Raw genomic sequence first — 19,098 nt, 5'->3', positions numbered from 1 at the left:
ACGGAGCCGTACCTTAACTTAACTATTATTAAAAACTATCGTTTATCTTCTTCTACAAACGACCTAAGAGCGCTGCCCACATATACCTGGCGCGGACGGCCTATAGGCTCTTTATTAAGGCGCATCTCTTTCCATTGTGCTATCCAGCCCGGAAGACGGCCTATAGCAAACAGCACCGTAAACATTTCTGTAGGGATACCCATAGCCCTGTAGATAATACCTGAGTAGAAGTCTACGTTAGGGTACAGGTTACGTGCCTTAAAGTACTCATCCTGTAGTGCAGCCTCTTCAAGCTTCTTAGCTATAGAAAGGATAGGATCATCTACACCCAGTTCGTTAAGCACGCTGTCTGCCGCTTTTTTAATGATTTTCGCCCTTGGGTCGAAGTTCTTGTACACGCGGTGACCAAAGCCCATAAGACGGAACGGATCGTCCTTATCTTTTGCCTTAGCAATATATTTCTCGGCATCGCCACCGTTCTTTTGAATTTCTTCAAGCATTTCAAGTACCGCCTGGTTAGCACCACCATGCAGTGGCCCCCATAGTGCAGATACACCTGCAGATATAGATGCGAATAAACCTGCGTGAGATGAACCTACGATTCTTACTGTAGATGTAGAACAGTTTTGTTCGTGGTCTGCATGCAGAATGAAAAGCTTATCAAGTGCTTCTACGATAACCGGGTTAGCAACATACGGGCCTGTAGGAATTTCGAACATCAGCCTCATAAAGTTTTCTACATACCCTTTAGTGTTGTCGTAGTAGTTAAGCGGGTAACCCATGTTTTTCCTGAACGTCCAGGTAGCAATAACAAGGAATTTACCCATTGCCTTACATACAGCGTCGTACAGTTGTTTTTCGTCGCTTACATCTACACCCTGAGGGTTAAACGCTGTAAGCGCGCTGGTAAGTGAAGCAAGGATACCCATAGGGTGGGCATTTTTAGGAAAACCATCAATGATGTTTTTCATTTCCTCGTTTACCAGGGTATGTTTACGGATGTCATTCTCAAATTTCTCCAGCTGCGCTGCTGTAGGCAGTTCACCAAAAATAAGAAGGTAAGAAACCTCAAGGAAATTAGACTTTTCGGCAAGCTCCTCTATAGCATAGCCCCTGTAGCGCAGTATACCCTGTTCGCCATCAAGGAAAGTGATGGCACTTTTACATGAACCAGAGTTTTTAAATCCGGGGTCTAGGGTAATGGCTCCGGTGGCACCACGCAGTTTATCAATATCAATGGCTACTTCGTTTTCAGTTCCCACGATAACCGGAAACTCATACTTTTTGCCATCAATCTCTAATATTGCAGTATTTGACATGACAGTATTTTAGTTTGTATATAGGTTGAAAAATTATATTCCTGCGAATTTATGAAATAACTCTTTATTTATAAAGAAAAACATCTATTATAATCGCTAAATAAATACCTAACTTTATAGGTTAGCCTTCGCGCTGATTTTGTGCAATTAAACACAAAGTTGCATTAAAACCATCATGCACTAACCGGTATAAAAATGGCAAACATTTTGACAGTATACTACACAACTATAACGTTTTTATTATATACTTTGCATCCTCAATAAAACAATTTAAAATATGTATATCTCACAAAAAATAACCTGCTTTTTTACAGCTTTACTATTTTCTGCCACAGCGCTGGCTACGGGGGGTAAAAACCCTTATGTAACAAAAGGGCGCACCGAAACCCATGCGGACAATTCTATTACCCTGATTGGCGCAGCATCGTCTATAACTTTTGGTTTAAAAGGCAATCAATGCACTGTTAATGTACGCTCTACCGACACCTACAGCCACCATAATTATGTAGTTATAGAGGTAGACGGACAGTATTACAGCCGCAATAAAGTAACGGCAGCAGGCAGCAAACTGTTTGTTATGGCTCCGGCCGGAGGAAAAGCCCACACGGTTACTGTTTATAAAGCCACAGAAGCCACCGTAGGCAACATATTGTTTACAGGAGTAGATGGCGATATATCGGCCCCGGTAATGAAGCCTAAAAAGAAAATAGAATTTATAGGCGACTCTATTACCTGCGGTATGGGCAATGACAACGAGGAAATACCTTGCGGCACCGGCGAATGGTACGACCAGCACAACGCTTACTATTCATACGCTCCTATTACCGCACGTGCACTGGGAGCTGATTTCCTGTTGAGCTCTGTATCGGGTATAGGCATGTACCGCAACTGGAACGACGAGCATAAAGACGAAGCCATAATGCCCGATGTATACGACAACCTCTACCTGAATAAAGATGCATCTAAAAAATACGACTACAGCTTTATGCCGCAAGTTACCTGCATAGCCCTGGGAACTAATGATTTTAGTGACGGCGACGGCAAAAAAGCACGACTTCCTTTTAACGAAGAAAAGTACGTAGCAAACTACATAGCCTTTGTAAACAACCTGTACGCACACAACCCGCAAACCCAGGTAGTACTGCTAAACAGCCCCATGGTAAACGGCCCTAAAGCAGCAACTTTTATTAAATGCCTGAACAGGATAAAAGACGAGCTAAACAAACAAACCACCCACAAACCAGTTTTGATATTTACCTTTGGCGATGTTACCCCACACGGTTGCGGTTATCACCCGCAAATTGAAGATGACAAAATTATGGCAGAACAGTTAACTCCGTTCCTTAAAAAATTACTGAATTAAATCCATAACCACTCACAAAAAAACGGCTGCCTCAGGGCAGCCGTTTTTTTGTATACACTTGCATCTACAAAGAGTATACAAAGTGCTTACAAAGCGCATACAAAGCAGCTACAAAGCGTATACACTGTGTAACCACTCTACCCCTATACTATCGTGTGGTGAAAAACCACTTTGCAACCGCTTTAGCACCCCGCAAGAAGACCTTTTTATGTACACGCATAAGTTTTAAACTTTACAAAACTCAGCATCCCGTTCCCGTTAAGAGCGTTCATGAAATTCCCCAACAAACACAAAGGGGTATAAAAAAACAGTCCCGCCATAGGCGGGACTGTTAATATACTTAAAAGGAAAATCTATTAATAGAATTTAGCCCTGTCGTCTTCAATTTTAGCTTTGTCTTTAAGCGCCTGAGCAAACCTTCCGTCAAGACCGCCACGACCCTGGCTGTTAAGCCTGTTTACTATAGCAGCATCGCTCGGAAGCGCAGGAGCTTTTTCAATATTCTTAGTACGGATGATAAACACACCGCTTTGGCCATCGATAAGCGCAGAAGTTTTTCCGGCAGCAAGACCAAACGCCTTACCAACAACTTTTATCTCAGGACCTACACCCATAATCATAGGGCTGGCAAGAGTAACACCTGTAGCAGAAGCCACAGAAGCACCTGCACTTTGAGCAACAGCCTCAAGAGTAGCGCCTTTCATTTTCTCCCTGATTATTTTTGCTTTTTTCTCGTTACGAACGATAGGCAGTACGCTGGTTTTAGCTTCTTCAAGCGGCAGCACTCCTTTTTCGTTTATAGCTTTTAGCGACACTACAACACTTCCTTTAGAAGTATCAAATTTCTTAACGTCGCCTATTTTTGTATCATCGCTGTATGCCCAACGCACTACTTCGCGCTCTGCACCTACACCCGGAATGTTTTCGTCTGTAGCAGCAATATGGTTAGCAGGCATTACTGTAAGACCTGCAGCTTTAGCAAGATCTTTAAGTGGCTTTTTAGAATCCCTTGCTTCCATTTCAAGTTTAGAAGCTTTCTGGAAGTTAGCATCGATAGTAGCCTCGCTTGGAAGTATTTTCTGAGCAATGCTGGCCACACGTACACCATCTTCTTTATCAAGAATCCTCATTACGTGGAAACCGAAATCAGTTTTAACGATACCTGTTTTACCTTTAGGGCTTGCAACTGCAAAATCTTTAAATTCTTTTGCCCAGCCACCTTCTGGAGTCACATCATACACACCACCGTTTTGTACTGCACCCGGGTCATCAGAATTAGCCCTTGCAAGCAGATTGATAGCATCTGGGTTAGCATTAACCTGAGCAAGGTAACCTTCGGCAATTTTCTTAGCCTCTTCTTCAGTCCTTGTTACAGTAGCCCTCATAGCACCTTTGTATGCTACAAGTACGTGAGCCACTTTAGTACTGGCACCCGGTTTTTTACCCATCATCCTTGTAATAGTATACATACCGTTGTTGTTGTACGGACCGAATACCTGACCAGGAGCAAGAGCCAAAATTTGCTGTGCAAATTCTACCGGAAGCTGTGCTTTTGTATAATACGTAGTATCGTATTTCATTTCTGAGTTAAGGTTAACAAACTCCTCAACTTCGCTTGCAGGCATAGTAGCAAAACTCGGAATAGTATCTGTAGTACCACCTACAAGTTTTACCTGTGGCTGAAGGTAACCTTCAATAGTTTTTTTCACCTCAGCTTCGTCTGCTGCCGATGGTTTGTTTTCAACGAAAACAACCTCAAGGTCGCGAGAAGCCTCAGCCTTATATTTCTTTTCGTTCTTTTTCATGTAATCTATAAGCTCCTGGTCAGTAACTTTTACTTTAGGGTCTTCATCGTTTACAGTGCTGTAAGGAACGTATACGTAGTCAAAGTTAGCTTTATCGCTTTCCTGAGCATATTTTTGCTTAGCTTCTAAGTTTGTAGTAAAGAAACCAGCCTTAAGCGCAGTAACATAAAGTTGCGTTTTAGCAGAAGACTCTATCTCCGGCCTTTCGCTCTCTATCATCTGATACTGTGTAGGGTTAGATGTTTTTAAACCTACAAGGAATTCATTAAATTTGGCTTTATCAAATTTACCGGCAGCATTCAAAAACCTAGGATCGTTACCTACGCTTTGAGCATAAACACCAAGTACGTGGTCTTTACCTACACGGATACCCGCTTTTTCGCAAAGATCTGCAAAAAGCACTTTATTTACCTCCAGGTTCCAGATGTAGTTGGCAGTTTGGCCATACGTAGCACCCGGCTGGCGCTGCTGCATATTTGCAACTTTTTTATTAAACTCAAGATAAGGTATATCTGTACCGTTTACACTTCCTACATATTTACCACCGCTGAAGTTGCCGCTTTTAACAACATCGCCAATAACAAATGCAAGGAGGCAGAACCCGATAATACCGATCAGTAGTATAGAACGCTCTCTGATTTTAGATAAAACCGCCATTTTATAAATATATTTTTTAATTCAGTGGGCGAAAATACAATTATCTGTTTAATAATAAAAATAGTGGGCTATTTTTTTGAGGGTTTTATTTTTTATTTTATCTCCTGCCTTTTAACCTCTATCAATTCCACTTTTTCGCCCGAAGCCTCAGCCACCGTAAACACGTAGCCCGCAGCCCGCACGGCCTCTCCTTTTAGCGGAATTTTACCTGCAAAATACACCAGCAATCCCCCTAAAGAATTATACGATTCGCCGGCCGGTAGCCCTAAACCAAACTCACTGTTCAGCTCTGACACCTCTACCCTTGCCGAAAAAACCCACACACCAGCAGAAAGCTCCTGTTTTATAACAGGCTCATCCATATCGTGTTCGTCTTCTATTTCACCAAACAATTCTTCCACAACATCTTCCACGGTTACTATACCCAGCGTTTTACCGTACTCGTCCAGCACTACTGCCATACTCCTGCGCCTGCGGGTAAGTATATTTATGAGGTCTTTAATATAAATAGCTCCGTTAGTGCGCACTATAGGCACCATAACTTCGGCCACGGTAGCCGGGCGCTTAAACAACGCAAACGAATGCACGTAACCCAAAACATTATCTACAGTAGTACCGTACACTACTATTTTACTGTAGCCCGTATCTATAAACAATTGCCTGAGCCCCTCTACGCTACTGCGCAGCTCTACCCCGGCTATGGCAGCACGCGGTGTCATAATATCCTGCGCACGGCGCGAGGTGAATTCGAGCGCATTTTTAAAAATCTCTATTTCGCTGTCTACTTCCTCCTGTTGCTCAGTAGCCGTTAGCTGTTGATGCAGGTAAGCCCCCAGCTCCCCTTTTGTAAAATAAGCTTTATGCATATCGCCCCGAGAGCCCATGAGGCGCACCAGTATAAAATCGGTTACGGGGATAAGTAAACGGGTAACACCATAAAACAGCATATAAAAAGCATAGGCCGGAAATGCCAGTACTTTTATAAGCCGGTTAGCGTACACCTGAAAGAAAACTTTAGGAAGAAAATCAGCGGTAAACAATATTATTACCGCAGCTATGGCAACAAAGATTATGGTTTGCCAAAAAACACCCATACCGGTAAGCCACGGCTGGAACAACCGCATAAGCACCTGCCCTGCATGGTAACCGTACACCACAAGCGCTATGCTGTTACCCACAAGCATGGCTGTAATAAACTGGATGGGATTTTCTGTTAACCGGGTTAACACGCGCGAAAGCACCGAAGACTGGCGGCTTTCTACACTAAGATATACTTTATTAGCAGAAACATAAGCCGTTTCCATACCGGAAAAGAAGGCTGAAAGTAAGAGGCACCCTATGATGATTAACGCCTCCATACAATTTACTTACCGGAGTTATTATACCTACTGTACGACTTTCTCCTGATAAAGAAAAAAGCCACACCTGCACCCGCAAGCAACAATTGAGGAAGGCCATCGCCTCCTTCGTTATAACGCATAATGCCGTCTATAACAAACATTACCGCAATAAGCAAAAATACGTAAGGTATGTATTTAAAATATGCCATTTTTATTTCACTTCATTTATAGAACCCTGGCTGCGCTGGGTGTTCATCACTTTAAAATCGCGACTAAAATCTATACCCGGACCTTGCAGGAAACTACCGTTTACATCGGTAAATTTAAAGAATTTTTCGGTGTAAAACCACTCATTCTTCTGGTCATAGTACAGCTGCTCTGTTGTAAGTTCTTTACCATCTTCGGTATAAATGCGCACATGCCCCTGAAGATCTATCACATCGGTATCTTCATACACTATGGCATAATCACCGTCTACAAATGTTTTTTTGCCCTGGGTATCAAAAAGCGTAAGGTGTACCCCTTTCGGGAATTCGTTAAAACCAAATTCCAGGTTAGTATAATCACGCATTAGCGGACTTACCAGTATTGATTTCACTTTACCTGAATCAGTATATTTCAAATCAATATTTTCCGACTCTCCTACCGGATTAAATCCCACGCTGTTAATACGCTGCACATCCCTGAAATTACTTTCGCAAGACAGCAGTAACGGCAACAATGCAGTACACAAAAAAAGTATTACGCCTATTTTTCGCATTACTTAAGTTTAGGCAGGGTTACACTTTCGTTTATCCAGCAGCCGTAAGTTATTACATCGCCCTTAGATTTTTTAACGGCCTTAGCCTCTTTCTTTGTAGGGATGTTTTTACTGTATTCCTGCTGTAGCGTAGCTACAGTTTCTTTAAACTTAGGCTCGGCAGCTTCAGCTTTTTTAAGCATATCCAGCGCAGGCCAAACCAGCGCCTTACGATCAAAATCGGTCAGGTCACAGTCTTTTGCGGTTACTGTAGTATACATTTCGGCAATAAACAAGTATGGTTTTCCTGTTTTTGCGTTTGTCTCGGCAGCCTTAAGCGCATATTCTTTGGCTTTGGCTTTATCCATATTACGGTACAATCCGGCAACCGTCATGTACAAATCGGCTTTTTTAATAGCGTTAGGCTGCTTGTCTGCTGCCTCTATATAATATACCAGCGCCTGCTTAGAGTCGCCCCTTTTTTGCATTAAATACGCCAGGTCGTAAGCAGACTGGTAAGTAGGGTGCAGCCTGTGCAGGGTAACCGATGCATTAAGCAACAATACACTCTTATAGCACTTACAGGCTTTTAGCGTAGTAGCCATACCCTGTAGCCATGAGGCTACTTCTTTATTACTCTCGTATTGCGGAGTGTAGTATGCTTCAAGCTTTTCACAGCTAAAAAGCGCAGCCCCTTGTTTTGCTATATTGTCAGAAACCGCATCCAGAGCGCTTTCGCTTATTTTAGTATCGGCAATAAATATTTTCTCATCTACGGTAAGCTCTTCTTCATTTGCCTGCTTGGCTTGTATAGCCTGCCTTTTTTGGGCTATATCGTCGTGCACGGCACTAATGCGGGCCGAAATTTCGCCGTATTTTTTCAGGAAAACATCAAATGAATCTTTCTTTTCATCATACCTAAACTGAACGTACTTAAAGTACAACTCAAAGGCACGGTAATCCGTAAACGATTCAGGGTGTGTGGTAAACACCTCATCAAGCATTTTATAAAGCTCTTCGGCTGTAGCGCTACCAGCATCATTAAGCAGCACTGCTTTTCGCACTTTGGCATCACCCGCCGGAAAATTCTTTTGCTGGGCAGCATAAAAATCAAGCAGCGCCTCGTTTGCTTTTTTGCGGTCTTCGGGCGTACGGGCTACTTCTATCTGGTATTGCATTACCCTGTCGCCATAGGTATACACGCCTTCATTATAGGCAGCACATTCCTTTTTAAGGTCTTCTAACTGCAAAGACGCCTGTTTAAGATCTCCCTTAAAAATAGTTTCTTTAAACAACTTATAAGCAGGCTCGCACTTAGTTGCCTGGGCATTAGCCGCACCTACTGCAAACAATGCCGAAACCAGAAATGCCTTACCGTATATTTTCATAGCCGCAAATTTTATTTTTTATTCAAACCTACGCTTCACAAACCAGCGGTCGTTTAGCGAAAGGCTAATGTACACATTAAAATAGTTTTCCTGAATAAGACCGGCGTTTTTAGTACCCCTCTTACCTATTTCTGTACCTATATTTATATTACTGCCCCCTATACCTCCTACCGGTAATCCTACACCAAAGGTAAGAGCATAGTCGTTTATGCTTTGATCGTTAACCACCAAACCTGTTTTTTCATATCGAAGGCCGGCACGGTACGTAATCCTGCTCAGGTAGCTGGTAAACGAATAAAACTTAGGAATATAATACCCTCCTAAAGCAAAACGATGTCCCGCCTCAAACGACGCATTTGTAATACCGTCATAGCGGTTAGCCAACACATTATTACCGGTATATGTGTACTCAAGCCCGGCAAACCACTTACGCGTTATACCAAAACCGGTTCCTCCGGCTATCTTCATAGGCATACGGTTACCATTATCGTTTACTACCTCAGTTTCACTATCTATAGGCGTTTCACTACCCGAGCTACCGCCCGGTATTATAGCAATAGTGCGGTTTGTTTGCCCTTTCAGCTTGGCTTCAGGGGTAAAGGTAGCGCTGGCAGTCCAGGTATATTTTTTATTGATAAGCGTCTGGTAGTAAGCACCAAAGTTTACAGCCACAGCATTGTAATCTGTGCTGTTGCTTTCCTTATTACGGTATTGCAGCCCGTCGGGGTCTGCATCATCTGTAGGGTCTACATCTACAATATCTACAATAGACTGCGTTTGTATGTTACCAAAGTAGTAATTAAACTCGGCACCTAATGATAGTTTATCTGTTATTTTATATGAAAAGCCCGCAAAAGTACGGTTAAGCCCGCCGCTGCCATCATACTTTTTCTGGAAGGTAAGCCCGGTGGCCGAATCTACCTGTGTGTTTTGTATACGGTAGCCCACAGATGTATACGGCATAAGCCCAAACGCAATACCTACTTTTTTAAACGGGAATGCTAAGGCTATATAATCAAGCGAAGTACGGCTTGCCTTTCCGCTCTCAGTATCTGTGGTTAGTTTTGTGTGCGCCTGCGAAGCCGCAACGGTAAATGTAGTAAACTTAAGTTGCGAATAGCTGGCCGGGTTTTGCAGGTTTATGTGAATACTGTCACTAATACTACCTATACCGCCCATGCTTTTATTTTCGGCCGTGCTTTTAAATTTTGTATCACCTATACCATAAAAAGAGTACGGCGAAGCATTATTTTCCTGCGAAAACGCTGCAGTAGCGCATAAAAGGCAAAGTCCGGCTACAAGTTTTTTTATCATTTGTGGTTTTTGTATATGTATAATTTGTTCAGGCTTTCCAAAAGGAAATTTGAATTGGCAAATATGGTGCTTTTTAATCTCTTAGCCAAAAAATCGGCATCGCCACCCGTTAATATTACAGTAAGCTGCTGATATTGCTCTTTATAAGCACCTATAAACCCATCAATTTCAAACAGCAGGCCGTATACCGCACCGGCGTGCAGGCTGGCATTGGTACTATCTCCCACATAGCTTTCGGGCATTTCCGGATATAACAACGGAAGTTTTGCCGTAAAAGTGTGCATGGCATTATATCTTAATTGTAATCCCGGCGAAATAGCCCCGCCCAGGTATTCTCCGGCTGCCGTAATAAAGTCGTAGGTTATACAGGTTCCGGCATCTATAACCAGCAGGTTGTGCCCCGGGTGTTGCAGCACCGCCCCTGCCGCCAGCACCATGCGGTCTATGCCCAGGGTATGCGGCGTGGCATACTTATTAGTAAACGGAAAAGCTATATCGCGGTTTATCTCGGTTACCACAGTGCGTTCTTTAAGCACAGATAACAGGCTGTGCTGCTCTTTCCCTACCACACTAAGCACCGAATGGCTTACCGAAGGGTAGCTGTAAAAAATTTCTTCAAGTTTTTCGGCAGCCTCATCCGGGCTAAACGAGAAGCGCACCAGCAGTGCAGTTTCCTCAAAAACAGCGGCTTTAATTTTTGTATTTCCTATATCTACTGCTAAAAGCATCCTTATTTTTTTGACACAGCAAAGATAACAATTGATTTTTTTTATTTTTTGCTTTGCATAATCTAAAAATGGGTATATATTTGCACCCGCAATCAAGTTCGCTATATGCTTTAAGCAAAACTGTGAATTTGCAGGCAAATAAGACTGGTACCTTAGCTCAGTTGGTAGAGCAATGGACTGAAAATCCATGTGTCCCTGGTTCGATTCCTGGAGGTACCACTTAAAGAGCCCCTGAGCACTCAGGGGTTTTTATTTTAGACATTTCGAAATATTACCTTATAAGGTACCTTAGCTCAGTTGGTAGAGCAATGGACTGAAAATCCATGTGTCCCTGGTTCGATTCCTGGAGGTACCACTTAAAAAGCCTTTTACACAATGTAAAAGGCTTTTTTATTACTTACTGGTTATACAACCTGCAAATCAGATTTTAAGTTTAAACAAAACCTCTTTATTTTTAAACAATTACCACTACCTTTGCAGCCGTTTTAAAGTACCCCGTATAAAAAGCACAGCATTATGAACATGAAAAAGATTGTTGAGTACCGTAAATTGCTCGACGTTACAAAGACAGCGACCTTAAAGGAGCTAAAGACTATTTACCGCAACAGCATGAAAGACCATCATCCGGATACCATAGCCGATGATGCCGAAAGGCTGGCTGCCGAAGAAAGGAGTACTGCTATAATAGAAGCGTACCACTTTTTAGTAAGTATAGCCCCGGAAACGCTTGAAAAAACTAAAGCCGAGTATATAGCCACAACCACTACCCAGGCCATACACGAGTTTTACTACGACAACAGCGTGCTGTACATCAACTTTGCCGATGGTGCCAGCTATGAGTATTTCGGTGTACCTAAGGCTACGTACATTAAAATGATCAATGCCGACTCTCCGGCGCGTTTTGCCCGACGCAACATACACGGTACTTTTTTATACCGCAGCGCCAGCAAAATTGTATCTGAACTATAGATAAACACTTATATAAAAGCACAACGCCCGCCTTACAGCGGGCGTTGTGCTTTTATGGCACTACCTTATTTTCACCTTAATATACGGAGAAAAAAAATATCCAAAAATGCTTTTTGTCATGATTTTACAGCTATAAGCACCTGACCTTTACACTATAAAATTAAAACAATCAGTTATGAAACAAAGAGTATCCGTAATGCAAATAATGACTTCTAAGCCGGTGGTACTAAACATAAAAGACACCCTTGACGAAGCCGAACGTTTATTTAAAAAACACAACATACGCCACATTCCGGTTGTAGACGGAAAAAAAATAATAGGCATGCTAAGCCTTACCGATTTACTGCGCATCAGCTTTGCCGATGTTGCCACTGACGATAATGACAACGATGTTGTAGAAGCAGTAGTATACAATATGTTTACCATACCGCAGGTAATGACAAAAACCCCTATGACAGTAGACGTAAGCACATCAATACGCGAAGTAGCAGAAATTTTGGCACGCGAAAGTTTTCATGCGCTACCGGTTACCGAAGCAGGCGAACTGGTGGGCATAGTAACTACTACTGACCTGATTAACTACCTGCTGCTGCAATATTATTAATACCGCACAGCAAACAACAATTTAAATACGCACTACTTACTTCCCCGCACTTACTAAGGCGGGGAAGTTTTTTTTTGTGCCAACTGCAATAATTACTTTTTTTTCGCATTTTTACAGTGGACATTACCCAAACCAATGAAACAAACACTTTACTTATGTTGGGCCCTGCTAATGTGCATGGCTGCCACAGCACAAACTACTGTAAAAGGAATTATAACCGACAAAGAAACCAAACAGCCCCTTGCTTTTGCCAGTATTGTATTCAACAATAAAAACACGCTTTCGGTTATAGCCGATATCGACGGAAAATTCAGCTTTAGCGCAAACGAAAGTCTTACTACTGCTACCTGCAGCTATGTAGGCTACAGTTCTGAAACTGTAACCGTAACCAATGCTAACCACAACAGCCTGAGCTTCTCGTTGCGGTTTGCCCAAAACCAGTTACAGGAGTTGGTAATAACCCCCGGCGACAATCCGGCAGAGCGCATTATGCGAAAGGTTATAGCCAATAAAGACCTGAACGACCCCGACAACCTTACTGCCTACACCTGCAATTCGTACAATAAAGTGGCGTACGATTTTAAAAACAGTAATGCCGCAGACAGCATCAAGATAAAGCAGTTTCTTAAAGGAGGGCATTTTTTTATGATGGAATCGGTTACGGAACGCAAGTACCTGAAACCAAACCGAACCGAAGAAAAAATTATAGCCACTAAGGTTTCCGGGTTTAAAAACCCATCGTTTGCAGCCACTGCTACCGATTTGCAGCCGTTTTCATTCTATAAGGACAACATAAAGTTTCTTAACGTTAATTACCTCAACCCTATAAGCAAGGGCAGCATCAGCAAATACCGTTTTACACTACAGGACACCTTGTTTCAGGGCAAGGACACGGTGTATGTGATTTCGTACAAGCCACGCCAGCACAAAAAATTTGAGTCGCTTACCGGGCTGCTGTACATAAACACTAACAAATATGCTGTGCAGCAGGTAACAGCCACGCCATTTGAAAAAGGAAAGATAGACCTTCGCATACAACAGCAGTACACCAACATAGACGGCTACTGGTTTCCGGAGCAGCTAAACTATGCCCTTATACTTAACGACTACCCCAACCCAAAAACAGGCATGGTAGCCGAGGGGCGTGGCTACATAGACCATGTGGTAATAAACCCACCGCTGCGCAAAAAGGAATTCAGCCTGGAGTCGGTATGGATTGATGAAAATGCCGCCAAGAAAGACAGCCTGTTTTGGCAGGGGCAGCGCCGCGAAGCACTGAATACCGCCGAAAAAAGCACCTATACCGTACTGGACAGCCTGGGTAATGAATACAACTTTGACAAATACCTTACTACCCTCGAAAAATTAGGCCGCAACCGTATCCCCATAGGTAAGTTTGACCTCGACCTTGGCAAAACACTGGTGTACAACCGCTACGAAGGATTCCGTTTTGGCGCAGGCTTATACACTAACGAAAAGCTGTTTTCTAAACTGTCGTTGGGCGGGTTCGTTGGCTACGGCAGTAAAGACGGCAACTGGAAATACGGCGGCGAAGCCATTTATACATTAGATAAAAGACATGAGTTTACCATAAGCGGGCGCTACCAGGACAACCTTACAGAAGCTGGTAACTACAACTACGGCTTTGCGCAGCCCACGCGCCTTACACTAAGGTCGTACATGGGTTACCTGATGGACCGCGTGCGCGAAGAGCGCTTTTTAATCGGGTCGCGCATTTACCGCTACATCAAGTGGAATGCGGGTTTTACACACTCATACACCACACCTATGTATGATTATCTTTTTACCGATACCGACGGCAGGCAATACACATCGTACACGAATACCGAGGCAGCCGTAAACCTGCGTTTTGCCTACGGCGAAAAAATAATCAATTCGTTTAACCAAAATGTGGTCACCCCTACCCAATACCCGGTACTGAGCCTTTCATACGCACACGGCTTTGAAGACGTACTGGGCGGTAACTTTAATTACAACAAAATTGAAGCCGTGGCAGAACAGTCGTATTTTACAAAAAACCTGGGGCAAACCAGCTACCGCCTGGAAGCAGGTTATGCCGACCGCCCACTACCCTACGGACTTGTGTTTACCGGCGAGGGTGGGTACGACAAAAAAATACAGATTGTGGTAAAAAACCATTTCCAGACTATGGAACCATATGAGTTTTTAAGCAACAGGTATGTAAACCTGTTTACATCGCACAATTTTGGAGGGCTGTTGTTTAAGGCCGGTAGCTTTCAGCCGTGGATAAGCCTGCACAACAACTTCAGCATAGGCGATTTGCAAAACCCCGGCGCACACAGCTATGTAAGCTTTAAAGTAAAGAACAAACTGTTTAGCGAAACCGGCCTTCAGGCAGATAATATAGTAAAGCTAAACTACATGAACATAGGTTACCTGGGCATAGGCGCAGGAGTTTTTTACCGCTATGGCGCATATGCGTATGACAACGCTAACGACAACCTTGTGTTTAAGGCTACCATTAATTTCACCATTAAATAATAGCTTGCTTTTCTCCATTTCGGGCGGAGCTGAGACACCGAAGGTTAAACGAAATTAAATCTCAAATTACTTTTTTAGAGATTTCTCAACTTTAGAGATTTCTCAACTGTGCTGCGCTCGAAATGGAAGAGGAAACTATATTTCCCCCATGCTCATTATACTCTGCTTTACACCACTGTTTTTAAGTAGGTTAAAATGAGACCGCACCGCCTCATGAAACGGATATGAAGTATAGGGTATGTCGTTTTCGGCGGCATACTTTTTAATAATGGGCGTTATGTACGGGTAATACGTATGCCCCACCCCCGGAAACAAATGGTGCGCCACATGATGGGTAAACCCTCCGTACAGGAAATTGGCCAGCGGGCTATCGGTACTAAAATCTTTGGTTACCAGCATTTGGTGCACCGCCCAGGTGGTTTCCATTTTACCATCTTCGGGTGCTGTAGGGAAATACGCCTCCTCATCTACGTGGGTACTTATCAGCGCTATAACCCCCAGCATGCTTCCACAAATGTGCATGGTAAACCACGCGCCCAGTACCACGTACCAGGGCTGGTTTAGCAACATAATAGGCAGTATAAGCATATACAGCACATTAGCTATTTTGGTAGCAAACAGCCTGTAGTATTCCACCCGTGGTATTTGTACTATACGCTTTATGTAGTTATCCTTTGTGCCAAAGAAATCTTTAAAGTCGCGTATAAAAATCCAGTTAAGGCTGTACAGCGGATACAAAAACCACATGTAAATATGCTGGTACTTATGAAAATCCAGCAGCGGGCTGTTCGGAAAAATACGTACTATATCGCTTTGCTTTATATCCACATCCCAGTCCGGTATATTCGGGTACGGGTGGTGCAGGCGTATATGGCGTGTTATCCAAAGCCAGCGGTTACTGCCAAAAACTTCTAATACCCAGGTAAAGCGATCGTTTGCTTTCGGGCTTTTAAACACAGCACCGTGCACGGCATCATGAAAAGCATTGATAAATAATACAATCATGCTAAAGCCGCATAAAATATAAAACAGGTAAAGCAACTGTGTATTGTTTCCAAAGAACAGGATGCAGATGTAAAAAGTAAAATACGCAGCTAACAGTCCTAAAGATTTTATCACGTTTTTTTTTCGTAGCCGGTCGTCGTTTAGTACGGTTTCTTCTACTTCGCGGTGCAGTTTTTTGAAAAAATCGTCAGCAGCCGGCTTCACGTAGGTGGGCCTTTTTAATTTTTCCATGTGATGTGTTTGTTGATGATTTGCTATCAAAATTAAACAAAAAAGCCTGACAGCGAGACGCTTTACAATAGTTTTAACACGAATTTATTTAATAGATTTTAACAAAATTTTGCCTTGAAGCACATGGGCTTATTTAGTACTTTTATTTTTTTAAACCTGCACATGAACGAGCTCCAAAACGAAACCAGCCCCTACCTTTTACAACACGCAAACAACCCCATACACTGGAAAGCCTGGAAACCCGAAGTTTTGGCAAAAGCCAAAAAGGAAGACCGCCTTATTGTACTAAGCGTGGGTTATTCGGCGTGCCACTGGTGCCATGTTATGGAGCACGAAAGCTTTGAAGACAATGAGGTAGCCGAGCTGATGAATGCTCACTTTATTTCGATAAAAGTAGACCGGGAAGAACGCCCCGATGTAGATGCCACTTACATGAAAGCGGTGCAACTGATGACCGGTCAGGGTGGTTGGCCCATGAACGTGGTACTGCTGCCAGATGGAAGGCCGGTATGGGGCGGCACCTACTTTAGGAAACAGCAATGGATGGAAGCGCTGGATCAGCTGCAGGAACTGTTTACCGAAGGCCGCGACAAAATGGAAGACTATGCGGCAAAACTGCTTGAGGGCATCAATCAGATGTCGATACTGCCACCTAATGAAGACAACACTTCACAAAACCCGGGTAATATAAAACCGCTAATTGAAAAATGGAGCCGAAGTTTCGACTGGGATTTTGGCGGGTATGCCCGTGCGCCCAAGTTTATGATGCCGAATAACTACCTGTTTTTACAACGCTACGGCTACCAGACCAAAACGCAGGAACTGCTGGACTTTACCGACCTTACCCTTACCCGTATGGCATGGGGCGGATTGTTTGACACCGTGGGCGGAGGGTTTTCACGCTATTCGGTAGACATGCACTGGCACGTGCCACATTTCGAAAAAATGCTTTACGACAACGGCCAGCTTATGAGCCTGTATGCCGAAGCTTACAAGCGCACCAAAAATCCGTTGTACAAAGAAGTAATAGAAAAAACGCACTTTTACATAAGCACCGAACTCACCACCGCCGAAGGCGCTTTTTACAGCGCGTGGGATGCCGATAGCCTTACCCTTACCGGCCACAAGGAAGAAGGTGCTTTTTACACCTGGGAAAAAGAAGACCTTAAAACCCTGCTGGGTGATGATTTCCCTTTGTTTGAAAAAGTGTTCAGCGTAAATGAATTCGGGTTTTGGGAAAACGGGCAGTTTGTGCTTATACAAACCGAATCGATTGACACACTCGCAGAAGCTTTTGGCATAAGCCCGGAAGCACTTTTGGTAAAGAAAAAAAACTGGGAACAACTGCTGTATACCGAACGCGAAAAACGCCACAAACCGGGGCTGGACGACAAGATACTTACCTCATGGAACGCCCTGATGCTAAAAGGCTATGCCGATGCCTACAAAGCCACTACCGAAAACCATTACCTGGAAGCAGCCCTGAAAAATGCACAGTTTATTGTAAACAAGCTGTGGTATGAGGCAGGCTATCTGTGGCGCACGCACAAAAACGGCGTATCGCGCATTAAGGGTTTCCTGGAAGACTATGCCCATACCGCCGATGCTTTTATAAGCCTGTACCAATGCACGCTGGATGAGCAATGGCTGTACCACGCCAAACAACTGGCAGACTATACACTGGAACATTTCTACGACGAGAAGAAACAATCGTTCCTGTTTACCGAACGAAACAACTCTGAACTGGTAGCACCCCATTATGAAACCGAAGACAACGTAATACCGGCATCAAACTCGGTTATGGCAAATGTGCTGTACAAGCTGAGCCTGCTGTTTGACAACCCTCATTATGAAAAGGTAGCGCTGCAAATGCTGTACAACATTATCCCGTCTATGGACTACCCGTCGGCTTTTAGCAACTGGCTAAACCTTTGGCTCGATTTATCTGCCGATAACCGCGAGCTTGCCGTGTGTGGCACTAATGCTACCGAAGCTATAACAACAATAAATGCTACCTACCTGCCGCATGTACTGGTAGCAGGCACAACAAAAGATTCGGCCATACCTTTTCTTAAAAACCGTTTTGACAATAACCGTCAACTGTTTTATGTTTGCCAAAACAAGGCGTGCCACCTGCCGCAGGAAAATTTAAATGAAGTAATCAATAGTTTAACACATATATAAATGTTTGAAAAGGAAAAAATAGACCACTATGTAGAACTACTGGGTGATAAAGTAGTAGGCTACATACCAAATATTTTCATGGCAATAGGCATGCTCATCCTGGGGCTAATTGCCATAAAATTCATCCGGAATTTTATAACCCGAATCATTACCGCACGCCCGGATCACGACCCTACCCTATTAAAATTTGTGCTGGACGTAAGCAGCTGGGGGCTTCGCATATTACTTTTTGTAAGCATTATAGACCAGCTGGGCATAGGTACCACATCGTTTGCAGCCATTATAGGTGCCGGTGCCGTAGCCATAGGTTTATCGTTACAAGGCTCTCTGTCTAACTTTGCAGGAGGATTACTTATTATATTGTTTAAACCATTTCGGGTAGGTGATTATATAGAAGCCCAGGGACAGGCAGGCACGGTAAGCAGCATACAAATATTCAGTACCCGCCTTACCACCCCAAACAACCAGGTGGTATACCTGCCAAACGGTACGCTGAGCAACAACACCATTAAAAACTTTTCGCAGGAGCCACAGCGCCGCGCAGAAATAGCACTGAATATGGGGTACAGCAGCGACCTAAAAAAAGTAAAAGACACTATATTCTCGGTTATAAAATCAGACCAGAGGGTACTTGCAAAACCGGCACCGGCTATTGAAGTAAAAGCCCTTACCGATAGCGGAGTAACACTTGCAGTGTATTTCTGGACAAAAAGGGAACAGTTTAGCAGCACTGTATCTGATTTTTATGAGAATATAAAACCGGCACTGAAACAAACCGGAGCCGAATTTCCGCCGCACCAGGAACTAAACTTAAAATATCCTGAAAATAAACCGGATAACCCACAATAAAAATATTTAAGCAACGTTTTATAACGGCACTATTTTTGTTAATTTGTTTTAAATCTTAAGGTTAAAAGCTTACTTTCGCC

The 19,098-nt window shown here is 43.3% G+C and carries 15 protein-coding genes and 2 tRNA genes; 8 read left to right on the top strand and 9 right to left on the bottom strand.

Annotated features, from left to right (window positions below; all coding sequences use genetic code 11):
* Positions 1-35: 35 nt before the first annotated feature.
* Entirely contained in the window at positions 36-1,319 is a 1,284-nt protein-coding gene (locus ACLI1A_RS01195) for a citrate synthase (protein WP_411405225.1), read from the bottom strand.
* 277 nt (positions 1,320-1,596) lie between these two features.
* Between ACLI1A_RS01195 and ACLI1A_RS01190 the strand changes: the two genes are divergently transcribed.
* Positions 1,597-2,682 carry a GDSL-type esterase/lipase family protein gene (locus ACLI1A_RS01190; protein WP_411405223.1) on the top strand — a complete coding sequence of 362 codons (1,086 nt, stop codon included), beginning with the start codon at positions 1,597-1,599 and terminating at the stop codon, positions 2,680-2,682.
* Positions 2,683-3,038: 356 nt separating this feature from the next.
* Here the strand turns inward: ACLI1A_RS01190 and ACLI1A_RS01185 are convergent, their stop codons facing one another.
* The 7 genes from ACLI1A_RS01185 to ACLI1A_RS01155 all read right to left on the bottom strand — a co-directional run bounded on the left by ACLI1A_RS01185 (position 3,039) and on the right by ACLI1A_RS01155 (position 10,653).
* Positions 3,039-5,144 carry a peptidylprolyl isomerase gene (locus tag ACLI1A_RS01185; protein ID WP_411405221.1) on the bottom strand — a complete coding sequence of 702 codons (2,106 nt, stop codon included), beginning with the start codon at positions 5,142-5,144 and terminating at the stop codon, positions 3,039-3,041.
* A 92-nt stretch (positions 5,145-5,236) separates the two neighbouring features.
* Complete coding sequence (locus ACLI1A_RS01180) at positions 5,237-6,502, bottom strand: hemolysin family protein (protein ID WP_411405219.1); 1,266 nt, start codon at positions 6,500-6,502, stop codon at positions 5,237-5,239.
* Between the two features lie 5 nt (positions 6,503-6,507).
* The gene (locus ACLI1A_RS01175) at positions 6,508-6,693 is read right to left on the bottom strand and encodes a hypothetical protein (RefSeq protein WP_411405217.1); all 186 of its coding nucleotides are present in this window, start codon (positions 6,691-6,693) and stop codon (positions 6,508-6,510) included.
* 2 nt (positions 6,694-6,695) lie between these two features.
* Entirely contained in the window at positions 6,696-7,244 is a 549-nt protein-coding gene (gene lptC / locus ACLI1A_RS01170; RefSeq protein ID WP_411405215.1) for an LPS export ABC transporter periplasmic protein LptC, read from the bottom strand.
* Positions 7,244-8,611, bottom strand: coding sequence for a hypothetical protein (locus tag ACLI1A_RS01165; RefSeq protein WP_411405213.1), 1,368 nt, complete (start codon positions 8,609-8,611; stop codon positions 7,244-7,246). The genes lptC and ACLI1A_RS01165 overlap by 1 nt, the downstream gene beginning before the upstream one ends.
* An 18-nt stretch (positions 8,612-8,629) precedes the next feature.
* Complete coding sequence (locus ACLI1A_RS01160) at positions 8,630-9,925, bottom strand: hypothetical protein (protein ID WP_411405211.1); 1,296 nt, start codon at positions 9,923-9,925, stop codon at positions 8,630-8,632.
* A complete protein-coding gene (locus tag ACLI1A_RS01155; RefSeq protein ID WP_411405209.1) occupies positions 9,922-10,653 on the bottom strand; it encodes a type III pantothenate kinase in 732 nt (243 codons plus the stop codon). The genes ACLI1A_RS01160 and ACLI1A_RS01155 overlap by 4 nt, the downstream gene beginning before the upstream one ends.
* Before the next feature lie 146 nt (positions 10,654-10,799).
* On the opposite strand from ACLI1A_RS01155, the gene ACLI1A_RS01150 reads away from it, so the two are divergent.
* From ACLI1A_RS01150 to ACLI1A_RS01130, 5 genes are all read left to right on the top strand, one after another.
* Positions 10,800-10,872, top strand: a tRNA-Phe gene (locus tag ACLI1A_RS01150).
* Between the two features lie 63 nt (positions 10,873-10,935).
* Positions 10,936-11,008: transfer RNA gene (locus ACLI1A_RS01145), tRNA-Phe, on the top strand.
* Between the two features lie 167 nt (positions 11,009-11,175).
* The gene (locus ACLI1A_RS01140) at positions 11,176-11,622 is read left to right on the top strand and encodes a KTSC domain-containing protein (RefSeq protein ID WP_411405207.1); all 447 of its coding nucleotides are present in this window, start codon (positions 11,176-11,178) and stop codon (positions 11,620-11,622) included.
* Between the two features lie 175 nt (positions 11,623-11,797).
* Positions 11,798-12,226 (top strand): CBS domain-containing protein, encoded by a 429-nt coding sequence (locus ACLI1A_RS01135; protein WP_411405205.1) that lies wholly within the window; start codon positions 11,798-11,800, stop codon positions 12,224-12,226.
* Between the two features lie 135 nt (positions 12,227-12,361).
* The gene (locus ACLI1A_RS01130; protein WP_411405203.1) at positions 12,362-14,749 is read left to right on the top strand and encodes a DUF5686 family protein; all 2,388 of its coding nucleotides are present in this window, start codon (positions 12,362-12,364) and stop codon (positions 14,747-14,749) included.
* A 135-nt stretch (positions 14,750-14,884) separates the two neighbouring features.
* Here the strand turns inward: ACLI1A_RS01130 and ACLI1A_RS01125 are convergent, their stop codons facing one another.
* Complete coding sequence (locus ACLI1A_RS01125; RefSeq protein WP_411405201.1) at positions 14,885-15,985, bottom strand: fatty acid desaturase family protein; 1,101 nt, start codon at positions 15,983-15,985, stop codon at positions 14,885-14,887.
* Between the two features lie 162 nt (positions 15,986-16,147).
* Between ACLI1A_RS01125 and ACLI1A_RS01120 the strand changes: the two genes are divergently transcribed.
* Both ACLI1A_RS01120 and ACLI1A_RS01115 read left to right on the top strand, forming a co-directional pair.
* The gene (locus ACLI1A_RS01120; RefSeq protein ID WP_411405199.1) at positions 16,148-18,169 is read left to right on the top strand and encodes a thioredoxin domain-containing protein; all 2,022 of its coding nucleotides are present in this window, start codon (positions 16,148-16,150) and stop codon (positions 18,167-18,169) included.
* Positions 18,170-19,018, top strand: coding sequence for a mechanosensitive ion channel family protein (locus ACLI1A_RS01115; RefSeq protein WP_411405197.1), 849 nt, complete (start codon positions 18,170-18,172; stop codon positions 19,016-19,018).
* Positions 19,019-19,098: the final 80 nt, after the last annotated feature.

It is taken from the genome of Flavobacterium sp. RHBU_3 (assembly GCF_046613565.1).
In the GTDB taxonomy this organism is placed as follows: domain Bacteria; phylum Bacteroidota; class Bacteroidia; order Flavobacteriales; family Flavobacteriaceae; genus Flavobacterium.
The sequence above is the reverse complement of the archived record's forward strand: the minus strand, read 5'-3'. Positions and strand labels throughout refer to the sequence as shown.